Origin of the sequence: Mesorhizobium amorphae CCNWGS0123 (assembly GCF_001686985.1) — a bacterium.
In the GTDB taxonomy this organism is placed as follows: Bacteria; Pseudomonadota; Alphaproteobacteria; order Rhizobiales; family Rhizobiaceae; genus Mesorhizobium; species Mesorhizobium amorphae.
Window position 1 is genome coordinate 3,389,534 of sequence record NZ_CP015318.1, and the last position, 22,702, is coordinate 3,412,235.

At 62.5% G+C, this 22,702-nt stretch carries 27 protein-coding genes and 1 pseudogene; 13 read left to right on the top strand and 15 right to left on the bottom strand.

Features of this window, described 5'->3' with window-relative positions; genetic code table 11:
* Nucleotides 1–4: 4 nt before the first annotated feature.
* Entirely contained in the window at nt 5–613 is a 609-nt protein-coding gene (locus tag A6B35_RS15930) for a TetR/AcrR family transcriptional regulator (protein WP_006203052.1), read from the bottom strand.
* A gap of 145 nt (nt 614–758) precedes the next feature.
* On the opposite strand from A6B35_RS15930, the gene A6B35_RS15935 reads away from it, so the two are divergent.
* From A6B35_RS15935 to A6B35_RS15950, 4 genes are all read left to right on the top strand, one after another.
* The gene (locus tag A6B35_RS15935; RefSeq protein ID WP_006203053.1) at nt 759–1,943 is read left to right on the top strand and encodes an MFS transporter; all 1,185 of its coding nucleotides are present in this window, start codon (nt 759–761) and stop codon (nt 1,941–1,943) included.
* Nucleotides 1,944–2,011: 68 nt separating this feature from the next.
* Nucleotides 2,012–3,292 carry a D-arabinono-1,4-lactone oxidase gene (locus tag A6B35_RS15940; RefSeq protein WP_006203054.1) on the top strand — a complete coding sequence of 427 codons (1,281 nt, stop codon included), beginning with the start codon at nt 2,012–2,014 and terminating at the stop codon, nt 3,290–3,292.
* Nucleotides 3,289–4,422, top strand: a complete 1,134-nt coding sequence (locus tag A6B35_RS15945; RefSeq protein WP_006203055.1) for an alanine racemase — start codon at nt 3,289–3,291, stop codon at nt 4,420–4,422. The genes A6B35_RS15940 and A6B35_RS15945 overlap by 4 nt, the downstream gene beginning before the upstream one ends.
* A gap of 178 nt (nt 4,423–4,600) precedes the next feature.
* Nucleotides 4,601–5,539, top strand: a complete 939-nt coding sequence (locus tag A6B35_RS15950) for a bifunctional helix-turn-helix transcriptional regulator/GNAT family N-acetyltransferase (RefSeq protein WP_006203056.1) — start codon at nt 4,601–4,603, stop codon at nt 5,537–5,539.
* Nucleotides 5,540–5,628: 89 nt separating this feature from the next.
* On the opposite strand, the gene A6B35_RS15955 is transcribed toward A6B35_RS15950, so the two are convergent.
* On the bottom strand, nt 5,629–6,462 hold the full coding sequence (locus A6B35_RS15955) for an AraC family transcriptional regulator (protein ID WP_006203057.1): 834 nt from the start codon (nt 6,460–6,462) through the stop codon (nt 5,629–5,631).
* A 240-nt stretch (nt 6,463–6,702) separates the two neighbouring features.
* On the opposite strand from A6B35_RS15955, the gene A6B35_RS15960 reads away from it, so the two are divergent.
* On the top strand, nt 6,703–7,989 hold the full coding sequence (locus A6B35_RS15960) for a mechanosensitive ion channel family protein (RefSeq protein ID WP_006203059.1): 1,287 nt from the start codon (nt 6,703–6,705) through the stop codon (nt 7,987–7,989).
* A gap of 84 nt (nt 7,990–8,073) precedes the next feature.
* On the opposite strand, the gene A6B35_RS15965 is transcribed toward A6B35_RS15960, so the two are convergent.
* The 6 genes from A6B35_RS15965 to A6B35_RS15990 all read right to left on the bottom strand — a co-directional run bounded on the left by A6B35_RS15965 (nt 8,074) and on the right by A6B35_RS15990 (nt 11,169).
* Nucleotides 8,074–8,247, bottom strand: coding sequence for a hypothetical protein (locus A6B35_RS15965; RefSeq protein WP_244425950.1), 174 nt, complete (start codon nt 8,245–8,247; stop codon nt 8,074–8,076).
* 89 nt (nt 8,248–8,336) lie between these two features.
* Nucleotides 8,337–8,531, bottom strand: coding sequence for a hypothetical protein (locus A6B35_RS15970; RefSeq protein ID WP_006203061.1), 195 nt, complete (start codon nt 8,529–8,531; stop codon nt 8,337–8,339).
* A 151-nt stretch (nt 8,532–8,682) separates the two neighbouring features.
* Nucleotides 8,683–8,868: a hypothetical protein gene (locus A6B35_RS15975; RefSeq protein WP_006203062.1), complete on the bottom strand. Its 186-nt coding sequence runs from the start codon at nt 8,866–8,868 to the stop codon at nt 8,683–8,685.
* Nucleotides 8,869–8,906: 38 nt separating this feature from the next.
* Complete coding sequence (locus A6B35_RS15980) at nt 8,907–9,122, bottom strand: hypothetical protein (RefSeq protein WP_006203064.1); 216 nt, start codon at nt 9,120–9,122, stop codon at nt 8,907–8,909.
* Nucleotides 9,123–9,145: 23 nt separating this feature from the next.
* Nucleotides 9,146–10,777 (bottom strand): chaperonin GroEL, encoded by a 1,632-nt coding sequence (gene groL, locus A6B35_RS15985; RefSeq protein ID WP_006203065.1) that lies wholly within the window; start codon nt 10,775–10,777, stop codon nt 9,146–9,148.
* A gap of 56 nt (nt 10,778–10,833) precedes the next feature.
* The gene (locus A6B35_RS15990) at nt 10,834–11,169 is read right to left on the bottom strand and encodes a co-chaperone GroES (RefSeq protein WP_006203067.1); all 336 of its coding nucleotides are present in this window, start codon (nt 11,167–11,169) and stop codon (nt 10,834–10,836) included.
* Between the two features lie 494 nt (nt 11,170–11,663).
* Here A6B35_RS15990 and A6B35_RS15995 point away from each other — a divergent pair, with 494 nt between their 5' ends.
* The 6 genes from A6B35_RS15995 (at nt 11,664) to A6B35_RS16020 (ending at nt 13,644) form a co-directional block, all read left to right on the top strand.
* Nucleotides 11,664–11,924 (top strand): hypothetical protein, encoded by a 261-nt coding sequence (locus A6B35_RS15995; protein WP_040583015.1) that lies wholly within the window; start codon nt 11,664–11,666, stop codon nt 11,922–11,924.
* Complete coding sequence (locus A6B35_RS16000) at nt 11,924–12,289, top strand: hypothetical protein (protein ID WP_040583016.1); 366 nt, start codon at nt 11,924–11,926, stop codon at nt 12,287–12,289. The genes A6B35_RS15995 and A6B35_RS16000 overlap by 1 nt, the downstream gene beginning before the upstream one ends.
* Nucleotides 12,290–12,375: 86 nt before the next feature.
* Nucleotides 12,376–12,618, top strand: a complete 243-nt coding sequence (locus tag A6B35_RS16005; protein WP_006203071.1) for a hypothetical protein — start codon at nt 12,376–12,378, stop codon at nt 12,616–12,618.
* The gene (locus A6B35_RS16010) at nt 12,615–12,935 is read left to right on the top strand and encodes a hypothetical protein (RefSeq protein ID WP_006203072.1); all 321 of its coding nucleotides are present in this window, start codon (nt 12,615–12,617) and stop codon (nt 12,933–12,935) included. The genes A6B35_RS16005 and A6B35_RS16010 overlap by 4 nt, the downstream gene beginning before the upstream one ends.
* A complete protein-coding gene (locus tag A6B35_RS16015) occupies nt 12,932–13,207 on the top strand; it encodes a DUF1488 family protein (protein ID WP_006203073.1) in 276 nt (91 codons plus the stop codon). The genes A6B35_RS16010 and A6B35_RS16015 overlap by 4 nt, the downstream gene beginning before the upstream one ends.
* Before the next feature lie 206 nt (nt 13,208–13,413).
* Nucleotides 13,414–13,644, top strand: a complete 231-nt coding sequence (locus tag A6B35_RS16020) for a hypothetical protein (protein WP_006203074.1) — start codon at nt 13,414–13,416, stop codon at nt 13,642–13,644.
* A 52-nt stretch (nt 13,645–13,696) separates the two neighbouring features.
* Here the strand turns inward: A6B35_RS16020 and A6B35_RS16025 are convergent, their stop codons facing one another.
* The 5 genes from A6B35_RS16025 to A6B35_RS16035 form a co-directional block, all read right to left on the bottom strand.
* Nucleotides 13,697–14,755 (bottom strand): aminopeptidase, encoded by a 1,059-nt coding sequence (locus A6B35_RS16025; protein WP_050900743.1) that lies wholly within the window; start codon nt 14,753–14,755, stop codon nt 13,697–13,699.
* Nucleotides 14,756–14,937: 182 nt separating this feature from the next.
* Nucleotides 14,938–16,119, bottom strand: coding sequence for a P-loop NTPase family protein (locus tag A6B35_RS36620; RefSeq protein WP_244425951.1), 1,182 nt, complete (start codon nt 16,117–16,119; stop codon nt 14,938–14,940).
* Nucleotides 16,044–16,847, bottom strand: a complete 804-nt coding sequence (locus A6B35_RS36625) for a UvrD-helicase domain-containing protein (protein ID WP_244425952.1) — start codon at nt 16,845–16,847, stop codon at nt 16,044–16,046. Before A6B35_RS36625 ends, A6B35_RS36620 begins: the two co-directional genes overlap by 76 nt.
* On the bottom strand, nt 16,844–17,158 hold the full coding sequence (locus A6B35_RS36630) for a hypothetical protein (protein ID WP_244425953.1): 315 nt from the start codon (nt 17,156–17,158) through the stop codon (nt 16,844–16,846). The genes A6B35_RS36625 and A6B35_RS36630 overlap by 4 nt, the downstream gene beginning before the upstream one ends.
* Nucleotides 17,116–19,134 carry an AAA family ATPase gene (locus A6B35_RS16035; protein WP_244425954.1) on the bottom strand — a complete coding sequence of 673 codons (2,019 nt, stop codon included), beginning with the start codon at nt 19,132–19,134 and terminating at the stop codon, nt 17,116–17,118. The genes A6B35_RS36630 and A6B35_RS16035 overlap by 43 nt, the downstream gene beginning before the upstream one ends.
* A 324-nt stretch (nt 19,135–19,458) precedes the next feature.
* On the opposite strand from A6B35_RS16035, the gene A6B35_RS16040 reads away from it, so the two are divergent.
* On the top strand, nt 19,459–20,106 hold the full coding sequence (locus A6B35_RS16040) for a class I SAM-dependent methyltransferase (protein WP_006203078.1): 648 nt from the start codon (nt 19,459–19,461) through the stop codon (nt 20,104–20,106).
* Between the two features lie 99 nt (nt 20,107–20,205).
* Here the strand turns inward: A6B35_RS16040 and A6B35_RS16045 are convergent, their stop codons facing one another.
* Nucleotides 20,206–21,102, bottom strand: a complete 897-nt coding sequence (locus tag A6B35_RS16045) for an SLC5/6 family protein (protein WP_006203079.1) — start codon at nt 21,100–21,102, stop codon at nt 20,206–20,208.
* 268 nt (nt 21,103–21,370) lie between these two features.
* Entirely contained in the window at nt 21,371–22,345 is a 975-nt protein-coding gene (locus A6B35_RS16050) for a nucleoside hydrolase (RefSeq protein ID WP_006203080.1), read from the bottom strand.
* A gap of 101 nt (nt 22,346–22,446) precedes the next feature.
* Between A6B35_RS16050 and A6B35_RS35600 the strand changes: the two are divergent.
* Nucleotides 22,447–22,616, top strand: a pseudogene (locus tag A6B35_RS35600) (mechanosensitive ion channel family protein); the annotation flags it as partial.
* Nucleotides 22,617–22,702 lie beyond the last annotated feature (86 nt).

The window sequence follows — 22,702 nt, forward strand, 5'->3', positions numbered from 1 at the left end:
TCGATCAAAGAAACAACCGCAGCTGCGCGTGAATGATCGACCGGTAGTCGTCGATTGTCCGCCGGCCTTCCTCCTCGTCCTGCGTCAGCGCCAGCCGCACCACCCCGCCGGCAAGCTGGAAGATCAGGAAGACCACGCGCCCGAACTGCTCGCGCTTTTCCGGATCGATGAGCGGGCCGACATGGTCGCAGAACATCCTCGCCTGCTGCCTTGTCTCGGCGATGTCGAGATTCTGCAGCGCCTTGTCGGCCTGGATCGCATTCTGCAGGTCCTGGATGGCGGGGTCTTCGGCAACACGCTCATAATAGTCGTCGAGCAGGCGATCGGCCGCCGCCGTCACGTCGTCCAGCCCACGGATCTCCGCGATGATCGCGCCGAAGCGGGCGCGGCTGACCTCGGAGAAGCGCTCGTAGAGCATCGCCAGGATCGCCGACTTGTTGGGAAAATAGTGATAGACGGTGGCGATCGGCCCCCCGGCCAGCGCGCCCACTTCCTTCATCGTGACGGCGTCGATGCCCTTCTCGCCGATCAGCCGCATGGTCGTCGACAGGATGGCGTCGATGCGCTCGCGGCTGCGCTCCTGCTTGGGCAGGCGCCGGGGCCTGGTCGCCATTCCCCTTGCTTCCACCATGCACCGACCTTTCGCGACAGGTCCGAATTTCAGGTTGACAAGAAACATGATTAACTATCAGTTTCCAGAAATGCTGACAGATTGTCAGTTTTTTCACCGTGCGGCAAGGACGTTGGGGGAGGCACCTTTGGCATCGAATGCCGGACATCAGGGGAATGGCGATTGGCTGGTCGGCAATCCGACCGGCGCCGAGCTTGCCTCGGCCCTGTGGATCGGTTCGGTCGGCCTGCTCATCCTCGGCCTCCAGCCGGTGCTGCTCGGCGCCCTCTACACCGAGGGCCATGTCAGCGGCGATGAACTTGCCCTCGTCGCGACGGCGGAGATGATCGCCATTGCCATTGGCTCGGCAATCGTGGCGATGCTGCTTGCGGCGCGCAACATGCGCTGGAAGAGCGCCGTCCTGCTGATCCTGCTGGCGCTGGCCAATTGGTGGGCGGCCTATGCCGTCAGCCCGAATTCACTGATCGCCGCACGCGCCGCGGCCGGGCTCGCCGAGGGCGGCCTGGTGGCGGTCGCCACCGAGCTTATCGCCCGTTCACGGCGGGCCGAACGCATCGGCGGCTATTTCGTCACCATCCAGACGCTCATGCAATGCGCGCTGGCGCTGGGGCTCGCCCTCTATGTGATCCCGGCTGCCGGGTCGGCCGGCGGCTTCATTGCGCTGGCCCTGGTTTGCCTGGCGTCGCTGGTGATCGCCTGGAAGGTGCCGGGCGACTATGCCGACCTGCCCAAGGAAGAGAACCTGGCCAATGTGCTGACGCTCCCTTCGATGACCGCGCTCCTGTCGGTCTTCTGCTACTTCATGTTCTTCGGTGCGGTCTGGGCTTTCCTGGAGCCGCTTGGCGCGCAGTACGGCATCGATGGGCGCACCGTCGGCCTGATCGTCTCGGCCAGCCTCGCGGTTCAGGTTCTGGGCGCGATGACGGCGACCATGTTCGAGGCGCGCATCGATTATCGCCTTGCGATCGCTGCGATCGGGGCAGCCGCTTTGGTCAGCTCGCTGGTGCTCGCCGGCGGACCGGGCCTGACGACCTTCTGGATCGCGGCACTGGTCATGGGTTTTATCCTGCTGTTCATCGTGCCCTACCAGATCCGCCTGGCGATCACCGCGGACGAGACGCGCACGGCCGTGCTTTTGGTGCCGGCCGCACAGCTCTTCGGCCTGGCCATCGGCCCGATCGCGGCATCGCTGCTCATCGACGGCAAGGATTTTCGCCCGGTGCCGGAATTCGCCGCCGCCAGCGCGCTTGCCAGCGTGGTACTGCTCGGCCTGTTCGTCCTCGTGTCGCGGCGGCGCCGCGTCGCAGCATGATCCCGAAACGTGGAAGCCGGTTTTCGGAAGAGATCATGCTCCAACAAAAAGCCTGAGGAGGAGGAGCCATGTCGAACAGTTGGAGCAACTGGTCCGGCTTCGTCCGCGCCGAGCCGAAACTGATCGCCACCCCGGCCGACACGAATGAGCTCGCCGAACTGGTGCGCACCGCGCCCGGCCCGCTGCGTGTCGTCGGTGCTGGCCATTCCTTCACCCCGCTGGTGAAGTCCGAAGGCACGATCGTCTCGCTGGAGAAGATCGAAGGGCTTGTGTCGCATGATGCGGCAAGACATCAGGCGCGGGTGCGGGCAGGGACCAGGCTCGGCCCGCTGATGCACCTGCTGCAAGGCATCGGCCAGGGCCTGCCCAACATGGGCGACATCGACCGCCAGGCGATCGGCGGCGCGCTCGGCACCGCCACCCATGGCTCGGGACCGAAGCTCGGCGCCTATCACACGCAGCTGGAGACGGTGCAATTCGTCGACGGACTTGGCAAATTGCGCGAATTCACCAAGGCAGCGGATCCGGAGATGATCCACGCCATCGGTGTCGCGCTCGGCGCCTTCGGCATCTTCACCGAAGTGACAGTGAACAACATTGCGACCTATCGGCTGCGCCGCCGCAAATGGGTGCTGCCGATCGCCGCCATGTTGCGCGACTTCGAGACGATGATGCGCGCGCATCGCTCGGCCGAGTTCTACTACATTCCGTTTTCCGGCTATGCGCAGTTCATCGCCAGCGATCTGAGCGATGCAGCGACGACACCGCGGCCGACCGAGGACGACGAGGCAGGGCTGCGGACGCTACGACGGCTGCGCACCGCACTCCGCTGGCTGCCGTCGCTGCGCCGCCGGCTGATCCTGGGCGCCATCGCCAAACTGCCGGCCGAGGACTACGTGCAGGACTGGCTCAACGTCTATGCCAGCGACCGGCAAACCCGGTTCAACGAGATGGAATATCATCTGCCCTTCGAGGAAGGGCCGAAGGCGCTGGCCGAAATCATCGAACTGACCGAGAAGCGCTTTCCGGAAGTCTATTTCCCGATGGAGGTGCGCTCGGTGGCAGCAGACGAATTCTGGCTGTCACCCTTCTACAAAAGGCCCACCTGCTCGATCGCCATCCACCAGGATGCCGCGAACGATCCGTTGCCATTCATGCGCGCGGCCGAGCCGATTTTCCGCAAATATGGCGGCAGGCCGCATTGGGGCAAGATGCACAGCCTGAAGGCGGCGGATTTCAAGAAGCTCTATCCGCGCTGGGACGAGGCGATGGCAGTGCGCCGCGACATCGATCCGCAAAATCGCTTCGTCTCGCCCTATATGGCGGGCCTGTTCGGTATCGAGACATGAGCGCCTATTTCGCCGCGCTGTCGGATGCGCTGAAGGAGGCCGGCATTTTCCAGCCGTGCCTGCTGCTCGACCGCGACAGGCTGGACCGCAACATCGCCCTGGTGAAGGAGCGACTGGACCCCGGCCTTGCCGTGCGGCTGGTCGACAAATCGCTCGCTTGCATGCCGTTGCTGTCGCGCATCGCCAGGGCGCTCGGCACGCATCGCTTCATGACCTTTCATCCGCCGGTCACGCAGGCCGTGCTCGACGCCTTTCCGGATGCCGACATGCTCTATGGCAAGCCGATGCCGGTGGGCGCGGCGAGAGCCATGCTGACGAAAGGTGGCGCTGGCTGGTCGCGCGTCTGCTGGCTGATCGACACGAAGGAGCGGCTGGCCGAGTACGGCGCGCTGGCGGCCGAGCTCGGCATCGAACTGCGCTTCGCCTTCGAGGTCGATGTCGGTCTGCACCGCGGCGGCTTTACCAGTCCTGAGGCGCTGAAGGCGCTCTCGATTCCCGAGCTACTGCGCTGTGAGGGCATCATGGCCTACGAGGCGCATGCGCCCGAGATTCCCGGCCTCTTCGGCGGCCAGGCCGGCGCGTTGGAAAAGGCCTCGGCGCTGGCCGAAGAGTTCGCCGATTGCCTCGGCGAGGACCAGCGCCGCATCCTCAACATCGGCGGCTCGAAGACGGCGCTCCTGCACAATGGCGGGGTGGCAAATGAAGTGTCGATAGGCTCCGCCTTCGTGCTGCCCAGCGATTTCGATAAGCCGGGGCTCGCCGGCTTCGAGCCGGCCGCCTTCATCGCGACGCCGATCCTGAAGGCGGTCGACCCGGTGCTGCCCGGCCCGGCGGCACTGTCCCGGATATTGCAGACGCTCGGCCTGTTCCCGCGCAAGGGCTGCTATCTCTATGGCGGCAAATGGATGGCCGAGCCAGTGTTTCCCGCTGGCATGAAGGTAAACGGTCTGATGGGCCTGTCCTCCAACCAGCAGTTCATGGGTCTGCCCGCCAGTGCCATGGTCAAGCCCGGCGACTATGCTTTCCTGCGGCCGACGCAGAGCGAGGCCGTGCTGCAGCATTTCGGCTCGATCGCGGTGCTTTCCGGCGGCAAGATTGTCGATCGCTGGTCGGCTTTGCCGATGGGGTGAGGGGGCGCCGCCTCTCGGCACTTGCGACCGGCAAAAGCCATCACAACCTTCGTCATCCCAGGGTCTCCGCGACGTCGCTTCGCTCTGCCTGGGATGACCAAGGTTGTGATGGCTTCCTCGTGTTTATTTGACTCAGTCAACTAAATGCGTGATCCTGTCCAGGACAGGAGAAGGCGCAATGACCATCCACGACCACCCCGGCAAGGAACGCATCGGCGCGGTGCGGGCCTTCAATCGCTTCTACACCCGCCAGATCGGGCTGCTCGACGAAGGGCTCTTGAAAAGCGCCTTCTCGCTGACCGAGGCGCGGGTGCTCTACGAACTGGCGCATCGCGACGGCCTGACCGCCACCGACCTTGTCCGCGACCTTGCGCTCGACCCAGGCTATCTCAGCCGGCTGTTGAAGAAATTCGAGGAGCGCGGCCTGGTCGAGCGCGCCGCCACCGAAGCCGATGCGCGGCGTTCTTCGATCGCGCTGACGCCGGCCGGGCGGCAGGCCTTCGCGCCGCTCAACCGGGATTCGCACGACCAGGTTGCGGCCTTGCTCGATCGGCTGCCGGCATCGGACCAGGATAGGCTGGTCAAGGCCATGCAGACGGTGCAGCGCCTGCTGGGCGGCGACGGTGCCGAGCCCAAAATTCCCTATATGCTGCGGCCGATGCAGGTCGGCGATATAGGCTGGATCGTCAGACGCCAGGGCATGATCTATACGCAGGACTATGGCTGGGACGAAACCTATGAGGCATTGGTCGCCGAGATCCTCGCCGCCTTCGTCAAATCCTTCGACCCGAAATGGGAGCGCAGCTGGATCGCCGAGCGGGAAGGCGAGGTGGTCGGCTCGGTCTTTGTCGTGCGCAAGTCGGACGAGGTGGCGAAGCTTCGCCTGCTCTATGTCGAGCCTTCGGCGCGCGGGCTGGGGATTGGCAAGCGACTGGTCGATGAATGCGTGAGCTTTGCCCGCGCCAGGGGCTACAAGACGCTGACGCTTTGGACCAACGACATCCTGGTCTCGGCGCGCCGCATCTACGAGGCGGTGGGCTTCAAGCTCGCCGAGGAAGAGCGCCACCATTCCTTCGGCAAGGATCTGGTCGGCCAGAACTGGAACCTGGAATTGTAGAGTTGGCCCGGCCCTTCGCTATGGCTTCGGGCGTTCGTCGCTTCAATCGACAAATCGTTGTCGATTGATCGGCCTACGGCCGACGCTCCTCACCCCTTCACCGGGATCCAGATCTCCAGCCCGCCATTGCCGCTGCGCGGATCGAATTCGGGGCCGTAGCGCTCGAACTCCGGCGCGTCCGCGATCTCGTGGCCGGAGGCCGGCAGCCACTTGTTCCAGATCGTGTTGACCGTGCGACGGATGGTCGAAATGTGCTCGCGATGCGAGAACACGGCATATTTCTGCGCCGGCACGCGCACGCGAAAGAATTCCTTCGGCAGGTCGGAGAAATCGGAGACCTCGACGCCGGCGATGTAGTCGAAATTGCCGGCATCGTCGCCGTTGATGCAGACGCCATAGGCGACGTCGCCGATCTCGCCCGGAATGTTGCCGATATAGGGACCGAAACGCTGCCACAGCATCGGGATCGCGGCGCTGCTCTCGCAGCTGTAGCGTTCGCCGAGGCCGGCGATGAGGAAGGGCCGGCTGGTCTCGAAGCGCGGCGGCTCGAGGCTGGCAAGCAGGGACTGGTTCATCAGGATCGGCTCCACGAGATCGAGGTTGTCGAGGCTGCCTTGCGCGCGCACCAGTTCCGGCGTGGTGGCGAACTGGTCGCGGAAGGCGCGGGTGAAAGCCTCATGCGAGTTGTAGCCGGCGTCGAGCGCGACCGAGAGGATGTCGGGCGCGCCGGCGGCGAGCTTGCGCGCCGCTTCGCTCAGCCGGCGCGCGCGCATATAGCCCATCACCGAACGGCCGGTCGCGGCGCCGAAGGCGCGCGTCACATGGAAGCGCGACACGCCACTGCTTTGCGCGACATCGTCGAGCGACACCGCTTCCGGCAGATGGCTCTCGACGAACCACAGCGCCTTTTCGGTCGGGTTCATTTTCTCCTCGCATTGGCCGGGATCATGCTGCCGTTTCCTGGCGCGGCCAGTTTGATCGAAATTGCGCAGTGCGCAAAATCGAAACCACGCTGATCGCCATGGCGGTCATTTTTCCCGCGGGACCTTGTTGCGGTTGTTCCTCCGTCACCGCCCGCAAACCCGCCCGGAAGGTCAACTTGACCAATCACAAGGCCGACGACATTGTGGACGTGCAATTCGTAGCCAAGTGGTCGTGTGGCAATGGATTTTCGCGACGCCATCGATAGATCGCTGGCCTGGGCCGGCGGATGGTTCGACTATGCCGCCACGCCGTGGTTCGTCTATCAGACCGCCATCATCGTCTCGCTGTTTCTGGTGGCGAAGCTTGCGGCGCTGCGGGTCGAGCCGCTGGTCGAGAACCAGGCACGCCAGATCAAGGGCCATCCCGGACTGCTGAGGGTCGTCATCGCGCTGCTGCGGCGCACCGACTGGATCCTGTTCACGATCCTGCTGTTTGCCGCGCTCAACCTGTTGCGCGCCATCACCTGGCCGAGCCGCACCCATCTTCTGCTCGTCGCACTGCTGCTGTCGCTGGCGTGGCTGTTCGCGACCGTGCTGTCGCGCATCATCCGCAACCGCCTCGTCGCGCGCATGCTCGGTTGGCTGGCATGGATCTACGCGGCCCTCGTCATACTGGGCGTCGGCGACGAGGCAGCCGCTTTCCTCGACAGCGTCGCAATCCCTCTGGGCGCGGTTCGCCTTTCGGCGCTGATGGTGCTGAAGGCGGCGCTGCTCCTGATCGCCACCGTCGGGCTTGCGGTGGTCACCGGCAATTACATCGATGAGCGCGTCCGCGTCTCCGAGGAGCTGACGCCGTCGATCCGCGTCCTCGTCGGCAAGGTCGCCAAGATCGGCCTCGTTTTGGTGGCCGGCGCCGTCGCACTCTCCGCCGTCGGTCTCGACCTGACGGCGCTGACGGTGTTTTCCGGTGCTGTCGGTGTCGGTCTCGCTTTCGGGCTGCAGAAGGTCGTCTCGAATTTCGTCTCCGGCGTGATCATCCTGCTCGACAAGTCGATCAAGCCGGGCGACACCATTTCGCTCGAAGGCACCTTCGGCTGGATCCGCGAATTGCGGGCGCGCTTTGTCTCGGTGGTGACGCGCGACGGCCGCGAATTCCTGATCCCCAACGAGGACTTCATCACCCAGAGGGTCATCAACTGGTCGTTCAGCGACAACCTCGTGCGCCTCGACGTGAACTTCGGCGTCTCCTACGATGCCGATCCGCACAAGGTCAGCGAACTGGCGATAGAGGCCGCGATTACCGTCGGCCGGGTCGACGCCGACCGGAGGCCGGTCTGCTGGCTGACCGACTTCGGCGACTCCTCGCTGAACTTCGTCCTGCGCTTCTGGATCCGCGACCCCCAGCAAGGCCTGACCAACGTGCGCGGCAAGGTGCTGCTGGCGCTATGGGACACATTCAAGGCAAACGACATAAGCATTCCCTATCCGCATCGTGAGATCATCATGAAGCCGGCGGACGGGCGCTGAGGGTGTGGGTGTTCACGGAAGGGGCGGCAGGGACGTCAGGATCGTCGGGGCCGACGGGCTACTGCCGGCGGGGACGTCGGCGCATCAAATCAAACGGTTGCTTTCCGCAGTTTGACGCGCCCGCCGCACCGTGCCGTCGGTGTCGGCGATCTTTCGTCTTGCGGCTTCGTCGCTTCTGATCGTCAGCCGCTTCGACAGGACTTTGGTGGCCTCGACGATCGGCTCGACCGTTACAATCGGGGCATCCGGGGTTTTCATGAATCTCATGCTTGTTGTCCTTTCTGGCAAAAAATGAAAGCAGGCGCGGAGCGGCTGTCCGCCCCGGCACCTTATGCACGGCGACAAAGTTACTTTCGCACGACCCAGGCCAGCAGCGCCGATTCACAATCGGAGTTGCCGGTATAGTCACGGATCAAAAGCGCGGCGTATCCCTGCCACTGATCCTCGGGGATCCGATTTTCGATGACCGACGTTCTGAAGGCATCGCGCAGGATATTGCAGTCAAAAGTCGAGATCGCATCGGCCGAATGATCATTGTCCATGATGCAGCTCCCATTTAGGGGGCGGGAGTACGGTGGACGCTCTCAAGCGCCGGTGCCCTTTGTTCTGGCCGGCGACGACGGGACTGTACGCCCCCAACCGCCGGTTAGCGAATCATTCCGGCAGATTTGTCCGTTGGTGCATCAGCACAAGTCAGCGGCCGGCCTCTTCCCGCCGCTTGAAGTCTTGATCGTTCAGCCGGCCGACTATCTCGTCCGCTTCGCCGGCATTGATGCCGACCATGACCTTGTGATCGGTTTCGGCGGGCTGGCCGGTGAAGACGTCGAAAACGGTCCAGCTGTCCGGATGGTCCATGCGAATCGCGTAGCGGTTTGCCATAGTCCGCGTCCTTTTCGTTTTCGCCGCCACCGACCGGTTCAGGCCCGCACAATGAAAAACACTGCCGCCAGGACAACGACTGTCCACAGCACCACGCCCAGCTTCAAGGCCAGGCCCCCGTGTGAAGAGAGCTGCTCCCGCATGCTGGCAACCACGGTCTTCATGCTCCTGGATCTGGCCGGCGTCGCCGCAACGGCGACCGGCGGCTTGACCCCAAGCCTGCCGAATACCGGCAGCAGTGTCGGTTCACGCACGGGTTTCTCCTGGCGCCAGGTTCTCAGTATCCCATTCCGCCCATGCCGCCGCCGGGTGAAGGCGCGGCGTCCTTGGCCGGAATGTCGGTGATCATGGCTTCGGCGGTGATCAGGAGCGCGGCGATCGAGCCGGCATCCTGCAGTGCCGTGCGCACCACCTTTGCCGGGTCGACGATGCCGGCCTTGATCATGTCGACGTAGACCTCGTTCTGGGCGTCAAAACCCTGATTGTGATCCTTGCTGTCGGAGAGCTTGCCGACGACGATCGAACCCTCGACGCCGGAATTCTCGGCGATCTGGCGGATCGGCGCCTCGAGCGCCCTGAGCACGATCGAGATACCGGCCGTCACATCGTCATTGGCGCCGGTCAGGCCTTTGAGCGCCGACCTGGCGCGCAGCAGCGCCACGCCGCCGCCCGGAACGATGCCTTCCTCGACAGCCGCGCGCGTGGCGTTCAGCGCATCGTCGATGCGGTCCTTCTTTTCCTTGACTTCCGATTCGGTGGCGCCGCCGACGCGGATAACGGCAACGCCGCCGGCGAGCTTCGCCAGCCGCTCCTGCAGCTTTTCCTTGTCGTAGTCGGAGGTGGTTTCCTCGATCTGGCCCCTGATCTGGGCGATGCGCGCCTGGATGGTCGCCTTGGTGCCGGCGCCGTCGATGATCGTGGTGGTGTCCTTCTCGATCAGCACGCGCTTGGCGCGGCCGAGCATTTCGATGGTGACGTTTTCGAGCTTGATGCCGAGATCCTCGGAAATCATCTGGCCGGCGGTTAGCACGGCGATGTCTTCCAGCATCGCCTTGCGGCGATCGCCGAAGCCCGGCGCCTTGACGGCCGCGACCTTGAGGCCACCGCGCAGCTTGTTGACGACCAGCGTCGCCAGCGCTTCGCCCTCGACGTCCTCCGAGATGATCAGCAGCGGCCTGCCGCTTTGCACGACGGCTTCGAGGATCGGCAGCAGCGCCTGCAGATTGCCGAGTTTCTTTTCGTGGATGAGGACATAAGGGTCCTCCAGTTCGGCGCGCATCTTGTCGGCATTGGTGACGAAATAGGGCGAGAGATAGCCGCGGTCGAACTGCATGCCCTCGACGACGTCGAGTTCGGTGTCGGCGGTCTTGGCTTCCTCGACGGTGATGACGCCGTCATTGCCGACCTTGTCCATCGCCTTGGCGATCATCGCGCCGACGGTGGCGTCGCCATTGGCGGCGATGGTGCCGACCTGCGCGATCTCGGCCGAGGACTTGACCTTCTTGGACCGTGCCTTGACTTCCTTGACCACGGCGGCAACGGCCTGGTCGATGCCGCGCTTGAGGTCCATCGGGTTCATGCCGGCGGCGACCAGCTTGGCGCCTTCGCGCAGGATCGAGGCGGCCAGCACCGTAGCGGTAGTGGTGCCGTCACCGGCAAGGTCGTTGGTCTTCGAGGCCACTTCGCGCACCATCTGCGCGCCCATGTTCTCGAACTTGTCGGTGAGCTCGATTTCCTTGGCCACCGTCACGCCGTCCTTGGTGATGCGCGGCGCGCCATAGGCCTTGTCGATGATGACGTTGCGGCCCTTGGGGCCGAGCGTCACTTTGACGGCGTTGTTGAGGAGCTCGACGCCGCGCAGCATGCGGTCGCGGGCATCGGTGGAGAATTTGATTTCCTTGGCAGACATGATTGTTCATCCCGTTCGAAAATTGGAGTGGGCGGTTTGCCGTGAAGCCAGCCCGGTCAGGCGGCTTTCTTGGAAGCCGCGGTTTTCTCGACGTCCATCCCGCTCTTGTCGATGACGCCCATGATGTCGGCCTCCTTCATGATCAGAAGGTCCTCGCCGTCGATCTTGACCTCGGTTCCCGACCATTTGCCGAACAGGATGAAGTCGCCGGCTTTCACATCGGGCACGATCAGCGCGCCGCTTTCGTCGCGCGCGCCAGAGCCGACGGCGATCACTTCGCCTTCCTGCGGCTTTTCTTGTGCCGTGTCGGGAATGATGATGCCGCCCTTGGATTTGGTGTCGCCTTCGGCGCGGCGAATGACGACGCGGTCGTGGAGTGGCCGGAATTTCATGGGAAACTTCTTTCTGGGGCCGGCATAGGCGGCCGCTACCCCTGATATAGGCGCGTTGGCACTCGATAGATAGGAGTGCCAGAATTAATTCTCGCGAATATCCAAGAAATCGAATGAAATAATTCGAGACGCGCAGAAAATCATTCGCATTGGAGGAAAACTTTCTGCCGCCGTGATTTTCGCGGACGCTGATTTGTTATTTCAAAGGAGAAATAAAAGGCCGCCGCGACCTTGTTTGCAACTCAATTGAGGCGCATATGTAAAGCTCGTTGATTTGGTCGAGTTGGCTTTGTGTCAGAGCCCCGCCATTCACCACCGAATTCTCGAAAACGAGTGCATGCGCCGGTCCGGCGCACATTTCGTTCCGTTCGGACCCTGGAATGAAACCGACGCTGACCACGGATGTACTGGCAGCGTCGGGCATCGTCCCGGCGGTTCGAGTGGGAATGATACGGAAAGGCGCTGGCGCGCGTTTCCGCGGAAAGCCGCAATTCATGACCAGCCGCACCACACCATCAGTCGTTCGCTTCAGGTCGGCGTTTTCGCTGCCTGGCTTTGATGCGCCGCAACCACCCGGAGAGTATCGCGTCGATCATGACGAGGAAGCCCTCGAAGGGGCTTCGCTGATCGCATGGCGCCGCGTCGCCACTTTCATTCACCTGCCGGCGATCTCCGCCGGCGGAGCCACGCGGCAGATGGTGCCGATCGAACCGGCATCGCTTGAAGCCGCACTGGAGCAGGACCAGAGACAATGATGAGAACGACCACCCTGATGCAACGCAACGCACGCCCGGTCCGCCGCGAAGCCGCAACGCATCTCTTTGCCGTCGGACAGGCTGTCCGGCTGAAGGGCGGCTTCGGCACATTTCCAAAGACCGCGGAAATCTACCGCATCACAGCCACGCTGCCGCCGAGAGGAGACTCGCTGCAATACCGCATCCGCAGCGACGGCGAACTTCATGAACGGGTGGCAACGCAGGACAGTCTCGAACCGGTCGACACGTCGCCCGGTGACACCATAACGCTCATCGAAAGGACGTTCGACCATGTCAAAGGGACAAAAACGCTCGAGCCGGGAGATCAGGAAGCCGAAGCAGGAAAAGGTCCTGCCCAAAGCTGAAAGCGTGTTCGGCACCCAGACCAGGCTTGCCGCCAACATCAGTGCCCCGCGCGGCAAGGGCAAGAACTGACGCGGCGAGACGGACGATGAAGATCCTGATCGAATTCTATCGCACAAGGGAAGCGGACGATGCGCATGCCCTGATCGGCCGCGAGACCGTGGAAGCGGTCGACCTCGACGATGCGATCGAAATCGCCAGGCTTCTGGCCAGGACCCTGAACATGCCGCAGCGGCCGGACGCCATGACGATCGCCGACGCGAATGGCGCGGAACTCTATTCGGGCGCTTTCGCCGCGCAAGCGGTCAATGAGGAAAGGCCAGCATCATGAATGCCCGCAACACCGAAACCGATCGGCAGCGCAATGCCGCTGCGCTTCGGATTTGGGAAAACGAGGGTGGCGCGCCGGGACGCGACTTCACGAATCGCCAATATGGCCGCCGCGTCGAAGCGGATCGTTCCTGGACCGTCTATCACGTCTTCACCGGTATTCCGGCGCATGAGGACGGCGTTGCGATGACCGGACTCAACCGGTCGGATGCGACACGCAGCATGTTGTCCCTCAACCAGCGCAATGCCGAGCGCCGCAGGGTGCGGGTTGCCGCGCCGCCAATTGTCCCGCACGAGACAGCAGCGGGCCAGTCATGACGCTCTCCTTTCCCAACCCCAGCCGCAGCTTTGACGAAACCCGCAACGCCGTCCGCTTCACTGGCCATGACGGCATGTTCGAAGTGCGCTTCTTCGTCGAGATCGAGGCACTGGCAAAATCCGACAGCGCCCTGGCCGGGACAGCGGCGTCGGAAACAAAATACCTGTCAGCCTTCGACACCTTGCGATCATCCATCCACAAGGTTGCCGGTAAAGCCTATTCCCGCGACCGCCGCAGTTCCTACACCTTGACTGCCGCCGATTTCCGGTAGGCATGGCACCGTATCAACAACGTTCTGGTCGTCCAGCGACAACCTCGTGCGCAAGGCCCCTCGGAGGGGCCTTGTTTGTTTTTGGGGGAAGGCTGGCCCTGCCGAAGAATGGCAGCTTCGACGCTGTGCACTGACGGTCTCACCGGTATCGGCGGAGCCACGAATCTGTGCTAAGCCGCCGCCCAACCAACCAAAGGACGACACCTATGAGCGAATTGACCGTGGCCGAGGCGACCGAAAGCATCTATGCCTCGCTCCGGGCCGACAATGCCGACATCGACGCACATATCGCGACGCTCAAGGCGGCGCTGGCACGAGAAGGGCTAAAACAGGCGGTGTTCGATCCGGCCAAATTGGTGCAGAACAACCGCGCGGGCCGCAAGTTGATGCAGGCCTATTTTCGCCAGCGCGGCGTGAGCGTGAGCTTTTCGGAATAGTAGAGCCGCGCCCGTCACGGGCTCGCGCGGCCGGCTGCCTTGCTCGTCAAAGTCAATGACACGTAGCCGCGGTCTTCAACGCCTGGGCGCGCGATGGTTCGGGCAAATTCGCGATCCGTCGAACAGACGCATAGAACCTGGGATAGTCGCCAGAGCACAAGTCGAACAGGCGAAGAAACGCCGGGACCTGTTCGCCGTAGACGGCAGTCGCGGCGAGCTTTGCGTTGTTGATCGGGGCATCGAACCAGGCGTCGTAGCCCCGGTATCCGGCCCAGCGCTTGTCGCGCATCTGCCGGTAGCGCGTCCGCAGCCTGTCGATCGTGGCTGCCTTGGCAGCGGCCATCTGTTCCGCGGCACGGGGACTTCCATAGACCTGCCTCAACTCATCCCGGGTTTTCGATATCAATCCGAGAAAATCCGCCTTGCGCTTGCGATCGATTTCGTAGCTGCGCAAGCCGGCGCGATTGCCGGTGGCGCGGAGCCATTTCCTGACGCCGGTGGTTTCGACGGCAACCGCGAAAGCCTCGTTGAATGCGGAGTCGTCACTCACATAGATTTTCTGATGCGCCAGTTCATGAAAGATGAGGCTTGCCAGATACGTGTCGTCCTGACGGAGCATGGTGCTTAGCAGCGGGTCACTGGACCAGCCCAGTGTGGAATATGCGGTGATGCCTGTGACGTAAACGTCCAGCCCCTGCCTATGAAGTTCGACAGCGCTTTCAGTCGCGGATTTCCGGGAAAAGTAACCCCGGTACGGAACGCAGCCAAAAACCGGGAAGCACCATGTTCGTGGCGTGAGCGAAAATTGCGGCGCGGCAAAAACGGCAAAGGTCACAGCGTCCCGACCGACGTCGACATAGCTGCGGTAGCTGTTGTTGTCGGGCAGTGCCAGTTCATCTGTGGCAAAGCGACGTATGGCGCTCGCCGACGTCAACTTGGCGCGCAATGCCTTTGGCGTCGAAGGATCATGGACGAGTTTTCCGACATCTTTCCGCGCGGCCATGATCTGCACATGGCCCTCCAGCGACTGCGCGTAATAGGAAACGCTTGTACAACCGGTCACGCCGGACGCCACGATGACAGCGGCAAGCAATCGAAAAACGCGCTTCACTATTTGCCCACCGCTTCCCCCACGGAGCAAATGCCCCATTTGCCCCGTGTCTCAAACAGGCGGGCTGATTTTCGTCAAGGGCTGGAGGGGGTAGGTTGCTAAACAGATCATCCCTGCTCGGAAAGCGAGACCGACGTTCTTCGTAGGTACGATTGCATGGCGGCTGGCGACCAAACAACAATCTACAGTGCAATTACGGACGCTTCGGTGCCATCGAACCATCCGCGGGAAACAACGGTGCTCACCAGCCCCTGCGGGTTGGAGGTGTAGCACACGATGGCAAGGCTCTCCTCGGCGCGGCTGCAGGTGACGTAGAAGAGCCGTCGGGTCCGATCGATACTCGTTTCCTCGCCGCTTGCTTCACGCTTCAGGTCGGTGGCGCTTTTGGGCTCGACGCCGAAAAGCTTGTCGTACTTGAACAGGAACCCCCGTGCTTCATCGTCACTGATGACGACCATAACCCGGGGAAACTCCAGCCCCTTGACCCCCTGGTGCGTGCCAAATGGCGATCGCCCGCTCACGTACTGGTCGTAAGCCTCTATCTGGTCGAACGGCGTGGCCAGCATGGTCCGCCACGCTGTTGTCTCGGACGTATCGAAGGTATCGGACGGCGCACCATCGGTCGGCTCTTGATCCACGACGTCGGGATCGTCGGGCTGCGCAAACGGAAGCAAAGCATCCGGTACGGTGAACAGACCGGTTCGAGCGACGTCTTGGAGTACGTCGCGGAACGTTGGGTTCTGGGCGCTGTCAACGATGGACTTCAGGCTACGGGCCGCCTCGCTGGCGCGCGCCAACTGCTCCATCTGCTTTTCCGGGATTGCCTTGAGCGCGACGGGATCGAGCAGTGGCGAAAACTTCCGCACCACCGCGGCCACGGTGAAGTCGTCTTCGCCCCGAAGCGCCTTGACGAGCGGCAGGACCTCCTTGCTGAAGAAGCGAAGGGGCGCCGACGTTCCCTCGAGCAGCGACGTCTGCAGCCTGTCCTCGGAATAGATCGGCTCGAACATCCGGGCAAAGCCGAAGCGGACGGCCGCCATGCGATGCTCGAGTGTGAGCGTCTTGAAGTCACGGCCCGTAGAGGCCCAGGCCGGGTCGCCAGTCACCTCCGACATCTTCCGGGCGATGAGCCGCTCCGCCGCCATCTTGTCCGGAACGGATACGGAAAGAGCGAACAGCCGGACAAACCCTTCGGGCTTGTCGCGCCGCCCTTCCTGGACGAGACCATCCGCATCGGCGCGAATTCGATTGATGAGCCTGATGACGCGGTGTGGGCAGCGATGGTTCATTACCTTCTGCGGAAATGCCCAGCCCTTAAGGTTCTTGCCCAGATCGACCTTACCGTCCGCATAGATGCGCTGCATGGTGTCACCAAGCAGGCCAAGTGCGAACGTCCGGTATGTGCGGCCTGCACCGTCAGCAGGGCGTCCATGAGGTGCCGATTGGTGTCTTGGCTCTCATCGACCAAGAGAAACGGATACCTCGAGGTGAGCAGCAACTGGAGGACCGGCTTGTTCGTCAGGAACTCCGAGGTGATCGAGATGACCTCGGCGTGATTGAGCGCGTCGCGCGTCCGGTTGTCGCCGGTAGGGCTGTAGATAAACTTCTTCACTCCCGGCATGGCAGCCAGCCTTCGGCGCTTGCTCGCGAGCGAGCGGACCCGGTCCTGGTAAGTCTTCGTGGTTTGATTTTTTGTGCCAGCGATCTCTTCTTCCAGCTCAGCAATCCAAGTCTCCAGGTTGGCCTTGACCCATACCCTGATGTCGTCGTTGTACCCGCTGATCATGGACCACGCGAAGGCGTGGATGGTCGAGACGTCCACCCGCGCGTCATACTTGAGACGGCTGGCTATCTCGTCGCAGGCAGCGTTCGTATAGGTAATCACGCCAACCTTTTGTCTCGCCAAGGCGAGGCGCCTGCCGGTAGGGGTCGACAGGACATGGTTGATCGCATCGACGAGCGACCGCGTCTTGCCCGAACCTGCGCCGGCGTAAAGGAAGAAGCTTTGCGGCGTGTCGAGGTTCAGGCATCCTTGAATAAGCTCATCCGCCTTCTTGTCTCGCTGACCGTCGTCGAGCTGATCAGCAATCATTTGTCGCTCACTAGGTTCGTAGACAGCACCTCAATTTGCTTTTTCTTGAGCTGCTCGTTCAGCCAGGCCAGTCCGTCGGCGATGTATGCAGGCACAGCAAGCTTTTCGAAGCCCTCTGCCCCCAGGACGTTAAGTGCGAACTCGGCCTTTACGCCCTTGCGAAGCGCTTGGAAGAACTTCGCTCCGGTCTCGCCCACATTTGCCGAACCGGATATGGCCTCCCTGAACTTGGCGACAAGGCCGATCCCCTCGAGCTCGGAGAAGAACTTCATGTTGGTGAACGCAAGCGCGTCCTCGAACGTGTAGGGCATCGCGATCTGGGCTGAAGTGCCTTCGGGCCAGACGACCTCGATAGGCATTGGTAGGCCACGCGCACTTCATGCAGGGCGGTCTGCTTGAGGACTTTGTCGATACCAGGCTCAAGAAGCTCGTCGATCTTAGTCTTCTGTGGCCACCACGACTTGAGCGTATCGTTGTTGGTGACTTGGTTTTCTCCGACCTTTGGCTGCACGGCTTCTCCCGACTGAGCGTCGAGGTCGGTGATGATGAGGGTGGTGATGCCGAGAAGATCGATCAGCGGCTTCAACCGGTGCGCGTGGCTGCCGCCCACCTCGAGCATGCTGACATAGCCCTGGTTCACCCGAGCATAGTCCCGCGCGATGAAGTTGGGCAGGAACATTCTCTCGGCGGAGCCTTCGACAAGAATCACAGCATCGGCAAAGAACACATCGGCGTGCTGCGCCCTGAGGTAGCGCGTGACGAAGCGCTTTGTTTCGCTCTCCTCGCCGAACGCATTAGTCAGGTTAATGACCACCGAGGTCGGGATCTGCACTTTGTTTATGCCGGCTGGAAGGCGGCGGAAATATCGGAGGCAGCTATAGGATGTCTCATGGGCAACATGGCTCGAGTGCGTACTGACGACGAGTTGCGTGCGCAGCGCTGGGTTCTCTCCGAGGTCTTCATGAGCCCGCAGCACTTCGTAGGCCTTCTTGATGAAGACCTGCTGCACCTGGGCGTGTAGGTGTGCCTCGGGCTCTTCGACGAGAACGAGGTGCAGGGGCTCCAACTGGCCCGCATCAGGCGCTTTGGCGGCTTTGCCCACCCGCATCCAGGCCGCCCGGAAGCTCATCAGCCGGAAGATCATCGAGATGAGGTTCTGGTAGCCAAGGCCGTTGTTTCCCTCCGGTAGCCGGAGTACCGGCACGATCCCACCATCCCCCTTCACAACGTCCACCTGAAAAGAAATAGCCGCCTGGTGGTTTAGACCGTCGACAGGTTTCAGTCGGGTGGAGACGTGCGGCTTGGGATCGGTGACCCCCGGATAACCCATCGTCTCGACCTCGGTGAAAGCTTCCTTGAAGCTCTCGGTGAGCTTAAGGTCGAAGGCGTCCTGGGCTTCTTCGATCGCTTGTAGCGCCCCGATATCGGTCGGATCAGGATGCTCCGACGGATCGAGGTGCCGCTTGTAGTATTCACGAACCTGATCGGAAAGCTTGAGGCCGCCGGGCGACGACGCTCCTGCGTCGTCGTCTTCGCCGCGGTGGGCATCGCCGAACCCACGCTGGGCGCTGATCTCGTTGACTCGGATGAGTCCGGCTAGGGGGTCGCCATCAAGTGGCAGGACACCGGCAATAAGCTGCTGCGGGTGAGCCGTCGCGTCCTTTGGTTCGGCAAGTTTATCAGGATCAAGCGTGCAGGCTCGTACTTCGAAATGTGCGTTGAGGCGTCGTTCCAAGAAATCCATCAGCGACGAGGGCCACAGAGTTAGCTTCGGAGCAGGCGCGGGAGCCGCGTCTGACACGGCGCTTGCGGTTGGCATCGCGGCCTTTATCTTCTGGGTGTTCGCGAACGCATCCATGAATTCCTTATGGAGCGCTTGAATATCCTTGGGCTCGAGCCGCAATCGCACGCCGAGTTTGCCGCCGGCCCAATCGAGCTTGGGCACCAGCTTGCTCACGAAGTGCAGTTCGTTGGGGGCAACGTTGAACCAGATATCGAGGGCAGGCAGGAACGGTACCCAGGCGTCCAGTTCGAGGACCGGAGGCGCGGTTCCCTCGGCGTCGATCCAGGCCTGTCCAAGGGCGTTGATGCCGGCCCAGTGGCAAAGTGTCAGGTCATACTTTTCGAAAGTCCTGCCGCGTTTGGTGAGGAAGCGCCGGAGCGCCAGCATGGCCGATGTCTTACCACTGTTGTTTGCACCGACAAAAAGCGTGGTGTTGTCGGCAAAGTCTATCCTTACCGAAAGTAATTTGCGAAAATTGGCGATTTCCAGATGAACAATATGCATTTCAGACCCTCAAATAGAGCTTAGCGCAGAATTGGTTTGATTCAAACTAAAACACCAGACCCCCTCTTCGTTCGGCTTCTGTGTTTGCAGTTGATGCGTCTCGAGACGCGGTTGCCGTGCGTGTACACAGGTCAGCTGCCCATCACCGGGTAGAGCAAACACAACTTCTTACAAGATATTTTCGTAGCCACAGATCTCGAGACGAAACACCAAAGTCGCAGGGGCGAGTCGGCGAGATACGGACTGCGGCGCGCCGCCGCCAGCCGCTTACGTTGCGTTTAGCTCCGCCCTGTAAGGATTTCGCAATCCTGGGGGCGCACGCCAATGCTAGACAACTACGAAGTGGACCGGTTTGGCGTGATCCACCAGATCGACGCCACGCCGATCACATACGACAAGCAGTACATTTCCTATTACGAGGATCTGAGCGACCGGACCATCAAGCTCGGCTACCAGCGGCTTGGCTGGGTGCTGGGGATCACCGGCGAGATACCGCGATCCGTGCTGGAGATTGGCTATGGCACCGGCACATTCGTCGAAGCCGCCAAAATTACCGGAGTTGCCGACTGCGCCGGTTGCGACATCACCCGCTTTCCGCTGCCCGAGGGCGTCCGCTTTGTCGATTGGGAGGAGGCGCTTGCCGGCTCGTGGGATCTCGTGGCCATGTTCGATGTGCTCGAGCACATTCCTGACTTGAGTTTCCTCGCCCGCCTTCAGGCCCGCCATTTGGCCATCGCCGTTCCCTATTGCCGCTGGCGCGAGCTCGGCGCCGATGGCGACGCGTGGTTCCGGACGTGGCGCATGCGTCTGCCCAACGAGCATTTGCACCATTTCGACCGTCAATCGCTGGTGGCGCTGCTCGCGCATTACGGCTTTGAGCGCGTGACGCTGAACAGCTTCGAGGACGGAATCCGGCTGCGGCCGGGCGAGGCGGGGCCGAACATTCTGTCCGGCTTTTTCCGAAAGCTATAGGCCGGGTTCCTCTGCCGGTGCGGTGAGCGGGCAAAGCCCAGACCGCCTTTGCCGCCATGCTGCAGGCGCCCAGCCGGGCCTGCCAGAACGCCCTCGGATTTATTGCGCCGGCGCCGGCGCGGGTGCCATTGGCGCGGGTGCGGGTGCCGCTGCCGCGGGTGCCGCCGCCGTCGTGAACCCGCACTGCTTCTGTTCCATCTCGATCTGCTTCGTGATGCGGATGGCGTTCTGTGCGTAGGCTTCCGTCACGGTACCGCTGTTCACGGTCTTGTCCTTCAGCGGACTGACGGCCGCGCAGAGGTGGAAAACATGCTCCGTCTCGGACTTCGCGGCTCCGTTTTCCGGCGCGATCCAGTACACGACATCCTGACCGGCGGGGTGTGCCGGGTCCTTCGTCGCCGCCGCCACCGCGGCGGAGTCGGTGGCGATCGCCTGCGCCTGGGCGGCGACCTCGGGCGAACAGGCTGTGGTCGGCTGCCCCGCCTTGATCTGCTCCGCGCACGTGTTCATGTCCTGGGTGTACTGCTCGACCGATGGGGGTTGGTAGCTGACCCCGATCAGCGTCGCCAGCACGGCGAGCACAGCGCCGACGCCGCCGGCAATTTTCTTGCTCTTCGGATCCATGTTCTTGTCGTTGAGGATCAGGAGAACCAGCGGCAGGAAGGCAATCAGCGTGATGATCGCGCCGAGCTGGTTCTGGACGAAGAACCGGAATGTCTCGGATTCGCGGGCCGGATCCTTCCTGTTGGCCGCCTTCCAGAGCAAGCTGCCGGCGATGGCGAAAATCGCGATCCCGACCAGAATGCCGATCAGCAGCGGCAGGTTTCCCTGGTCGAACTTGTGCCGGTAGAGCAAAACAACCCCGGCGATCTCGCCGCCAATGGCAACGACCCACGAGAGCGCGGCGAACAGGCGCAGGCGCGTGGCGCCGGACTTCTGGCCCTGCGTTGCTTGCCAATCCTTGGTAACGTCAGTGGTCGGCTTGTTGTCGGTCATGACCAGGTCCCCCGGTGTCGACACTTTTGCAGGGCGGCGTCACATCGAAAGGCGCCCGGCGCGGCGTCGTTGAACAAACGTTTTCGTCGCCTGCCTTGGCGACGAAAGCGCCAGAGCAGACCATATCCCCATCCTTATTGCGCATGATTGGATTCGTCCATACCCACGGCGGCAGGCGCCGATGGCGATACGTGGTTCTGGACGTGGCGCATGCGTCTTTTGGAAAACCATAGGCCGGTTCCGCGGTCAGATCGTTCGGAAGAGGGGGTCACCCCTTGGCCTTCGTCAGCCTTTCCAGCGCATCCACAACCAGATCGCAAAACTTCGCATGGTCGAGCTTCATCGCCACGGTGTGGCGGAAGTCGGTCTGCTCGCTCGCCGTGCCGCCGAAATGGCGCATGCCGCCCATCTTCTCGAAATTGCAGACCGTCATGCCCTTGGTCCAGCGGCCCGCAATTTCGACGCGGATATCGGCCTTCTCGGTGATGAAGACGCTTCCGTCGATCATGGCCGCGACGCAGCATGCGTCATGGACGGCGGGATACGCGATCTGCAGCAGGCCGCCATGCGTGGTCGCTATGAACGCCCAGATGTCGAGGATGAACCTGGCGATCGGGCCGCCGACGGCGCGCACCCTGTCCTGCAGGTCCGGGGTGGCCTGCGCCTGGTGGGTGAGGTCGAGCCCCACCATGGTGACGTCCCAAGCGGCGCGGAACACCACGTCGGCCGCCTCCGGGTCGGCATAGATGTTGAACTCCGCCGCGGGCGTGATGTTGCCGCGCGTAAAGCTCCCACCCATCGCCACGACCCGCTTCACTTGGCTGACGATGCGCGGCTCCTTGCGGACGGCCAAAGCGATGTTGGTGTAGGGACCGACCGGCACCAGTGTGATCGTCTTCGGCTCGTGCGCCATGACCGTGTCGATGATGAAGTCGACGGCATGCCGCTTGTCGAGCTCGAACGACGCCGGCGGCAGCACGGGGCCGTCGAGCCCGGTATCGCCGTGGATCTCGACGGCCAGCACCTGATCGATGATTAAAGGACCTGGAGAGCCCTTCGCCACCGGCACCTTGATGCCATAGGCGGTGCAGACGGAGAGCGCATTGCGCGTGGTGTTCTCGACATTGTGGTTGCCCGAAACCGTGGTGATGCCGAGAAGATCGATCTTCGGATTGCCGGCCGCGAGCAGAATGGCGATCGCATCATCATGCCCAGGGTCGCAGTCCAGGATGATCTTTTCCACGGTGGCACCTCGTTTTGTCGGCCGAGCCTGTCGGGACAAGAAACTGGCATGCCTGCGCCGTCAAGGTTCTGGTGCTCAGCCGATGTAGTGCCACGCCGCTCAGCGACTCCTCGCTGAACGTCGTCCTGCGCTTCTGGATCCGCGATCCCCAGCAAGGCCTGACCAACGTGCGCCGCAAGGTGCTGCTGGCGCTATGGGACTCAAGGCAAACGGCATAAGCATCCCCTATCCGCACCGCGAGATCATCATGAGAGAGGCAGGCGGGCGCTGAGGGGGAGGGCGCGCTGGGAGACGGCAAGGACGTCAAAATCATCTGCGCCGACGGCCTGCTGCCGGCGGCATCGAGGCGGTGGCCAA

Coding starts and splice junctions, on each gene's coding strand:
- A6B35_RS15945 (WP_006203055.1), top strand. CDS start 3,289: ATGAGCGCCTATTTCGCCGCGCTGTCGGATGCGCTGAAGGAGGCCGGC.
- A6B35_RS16010 (WP_006203072.1), top strand. CDS start 12,615: ATGAATGCCCGCAACACCGAAACCGATCGGCAGCGCAATGCCGCTGCG.
- A6B35_RS15970 (WP_006203061.1), bottom strand. CDS start 8,531: ATGGACAATGATCATTCGGCCGATGCGATCTCGACTTTTGACTGCAAT.
- A6B35_RS15990 (WP_006203067.1), bottom strand. CDS start 11,169: ATGAAATTCCGGCCACTCCACGACCGCGTCGTCATTCGCCGCGCCGAA.
- A6B35_RS36625 (WP_244425952.1), bottom strand. CDS start 16,847: ATGATTGCTGATCAGCTCGACGACGGTCAGCGAGACAAGAAGGCGGAT.
- A6B35_RS16040 (WP_006203078.1), top strand. CDS start 19,459: ATGCTAGACAACTACGAAGTGGACCGGTTTGGCGTGATCCACCAGATC.
- A6B35_RS15940 (WP_006203054.1), top strand. CDS start 2,012: ATGTCGAACAGTTGGAGCAACTGGTCCGGCTTCGTCCGCGCCGAGCCG.
- groL (WP_006203065.1), bottom strand. CDS start 10,777: ATGTCTGCCAAGGAAATCAAATTCTCCACCGATGCCCGCGACCGCATG.
- A6B35_RS16045 (WP_006203079.1), bottom strand. CDS start 21,102: ATGACCGACAACAAGCCGACCACTGACGTTACCAAGGATTGGCAAGCA.
- A6B35_RS36630 (WP_244425953.1), bottom strand. CDS start 17,158: ATGCCCTACACGTTCGAGGACGCGCTTGCGTTCACCAACATGAAGTTC.
- A6B35_RS15950 (WP_006203056.1), top strand. CDS start 4,601: ATGACCATCCACGACCACCCCGGCAAGGAACGCATCGGCGCGGTGCGG.
- A6B35_RS16000 (WP_040583016.1), top strand. CDS start 11,924: ATGAGAACGACCACCCTGATGCAACGCAACGCACGCCCGGTCCGCCGC.
- A6B35_RS16005 (WP_006203071.1), top strand. CDS start 12,376: ATGAAGATCCTGATCGAATTCTATCGCACAAGGGAAGCGGACGATGCG.
- A6B35_RS15930 (WP_006203052.1), bottom strand. CDS start 613: ATGGCGACCAGGCCCCGGCGCCTGCCCAAGCAGGAGCGCAGCCGCGAG.
- A6B35_RS15995 (WP_040583015.1), top strand. CDS start 11,664: ATGACCAGCCGCACCACACCATCAGTCGTTCGCTTCAGGTCGGCGTTT.
- A6B35_RS16015 (WP_006203073.1), top strand. CDS start 12,932: ATGACGCTCTCCTTTCCCAACCCCAGCCGCAGCTTTGACGAAACCCGC.
- A6B35_RS36620 (WP_244425951.1), bottom strand. CDS start 16,119: ATGCAGCGCATCTATGCGGACGGTAAGGTCGATCTGGGCAAGAACCTT.
- A6B35_RS15975 (WP_006203062.1), bottom strand. CDS start 8,868: ATGGCAAACCGCTACGCGATTCGCATGGACCATCCGGACAGCTGGACC.
- A6B35_RS15960 (WP_006203059.1), top strand. CDS start 6,703: ATGGATTTTCGCGACGCCATCGATAGATCGCTGGCCTGGGCCGGCGGA.
- A6B35_RS16035 (WP_244425954.1), bottom strand. CDS start 19,134: ATGCATATTGTTCATCTGGAAATCGCCAATTTTCGCAAATTACTTTCG.
- A6B35_RS15965 (WP_244425950.1), bottom strand. CDS start 8,247: ATGAAAACCCCGGATGCCCCGATTGTAACGGTCGAGCCGATCGTCGAG.
- A6B35_RS15955 (WP_006203057.1), bottom strand. CDS start 6,462: ATGAACCCGACCGAAAAGGCGCTGTGGTTCGTCGAGAGCCATCTGCCG.
- A6B35_RS16020 (WP_006203074.1), top strand. CDS start 13,414: ATGAGCGAATTGACCGTGGCCGAGGCGACCGAAAGCATCTATGCCTCG.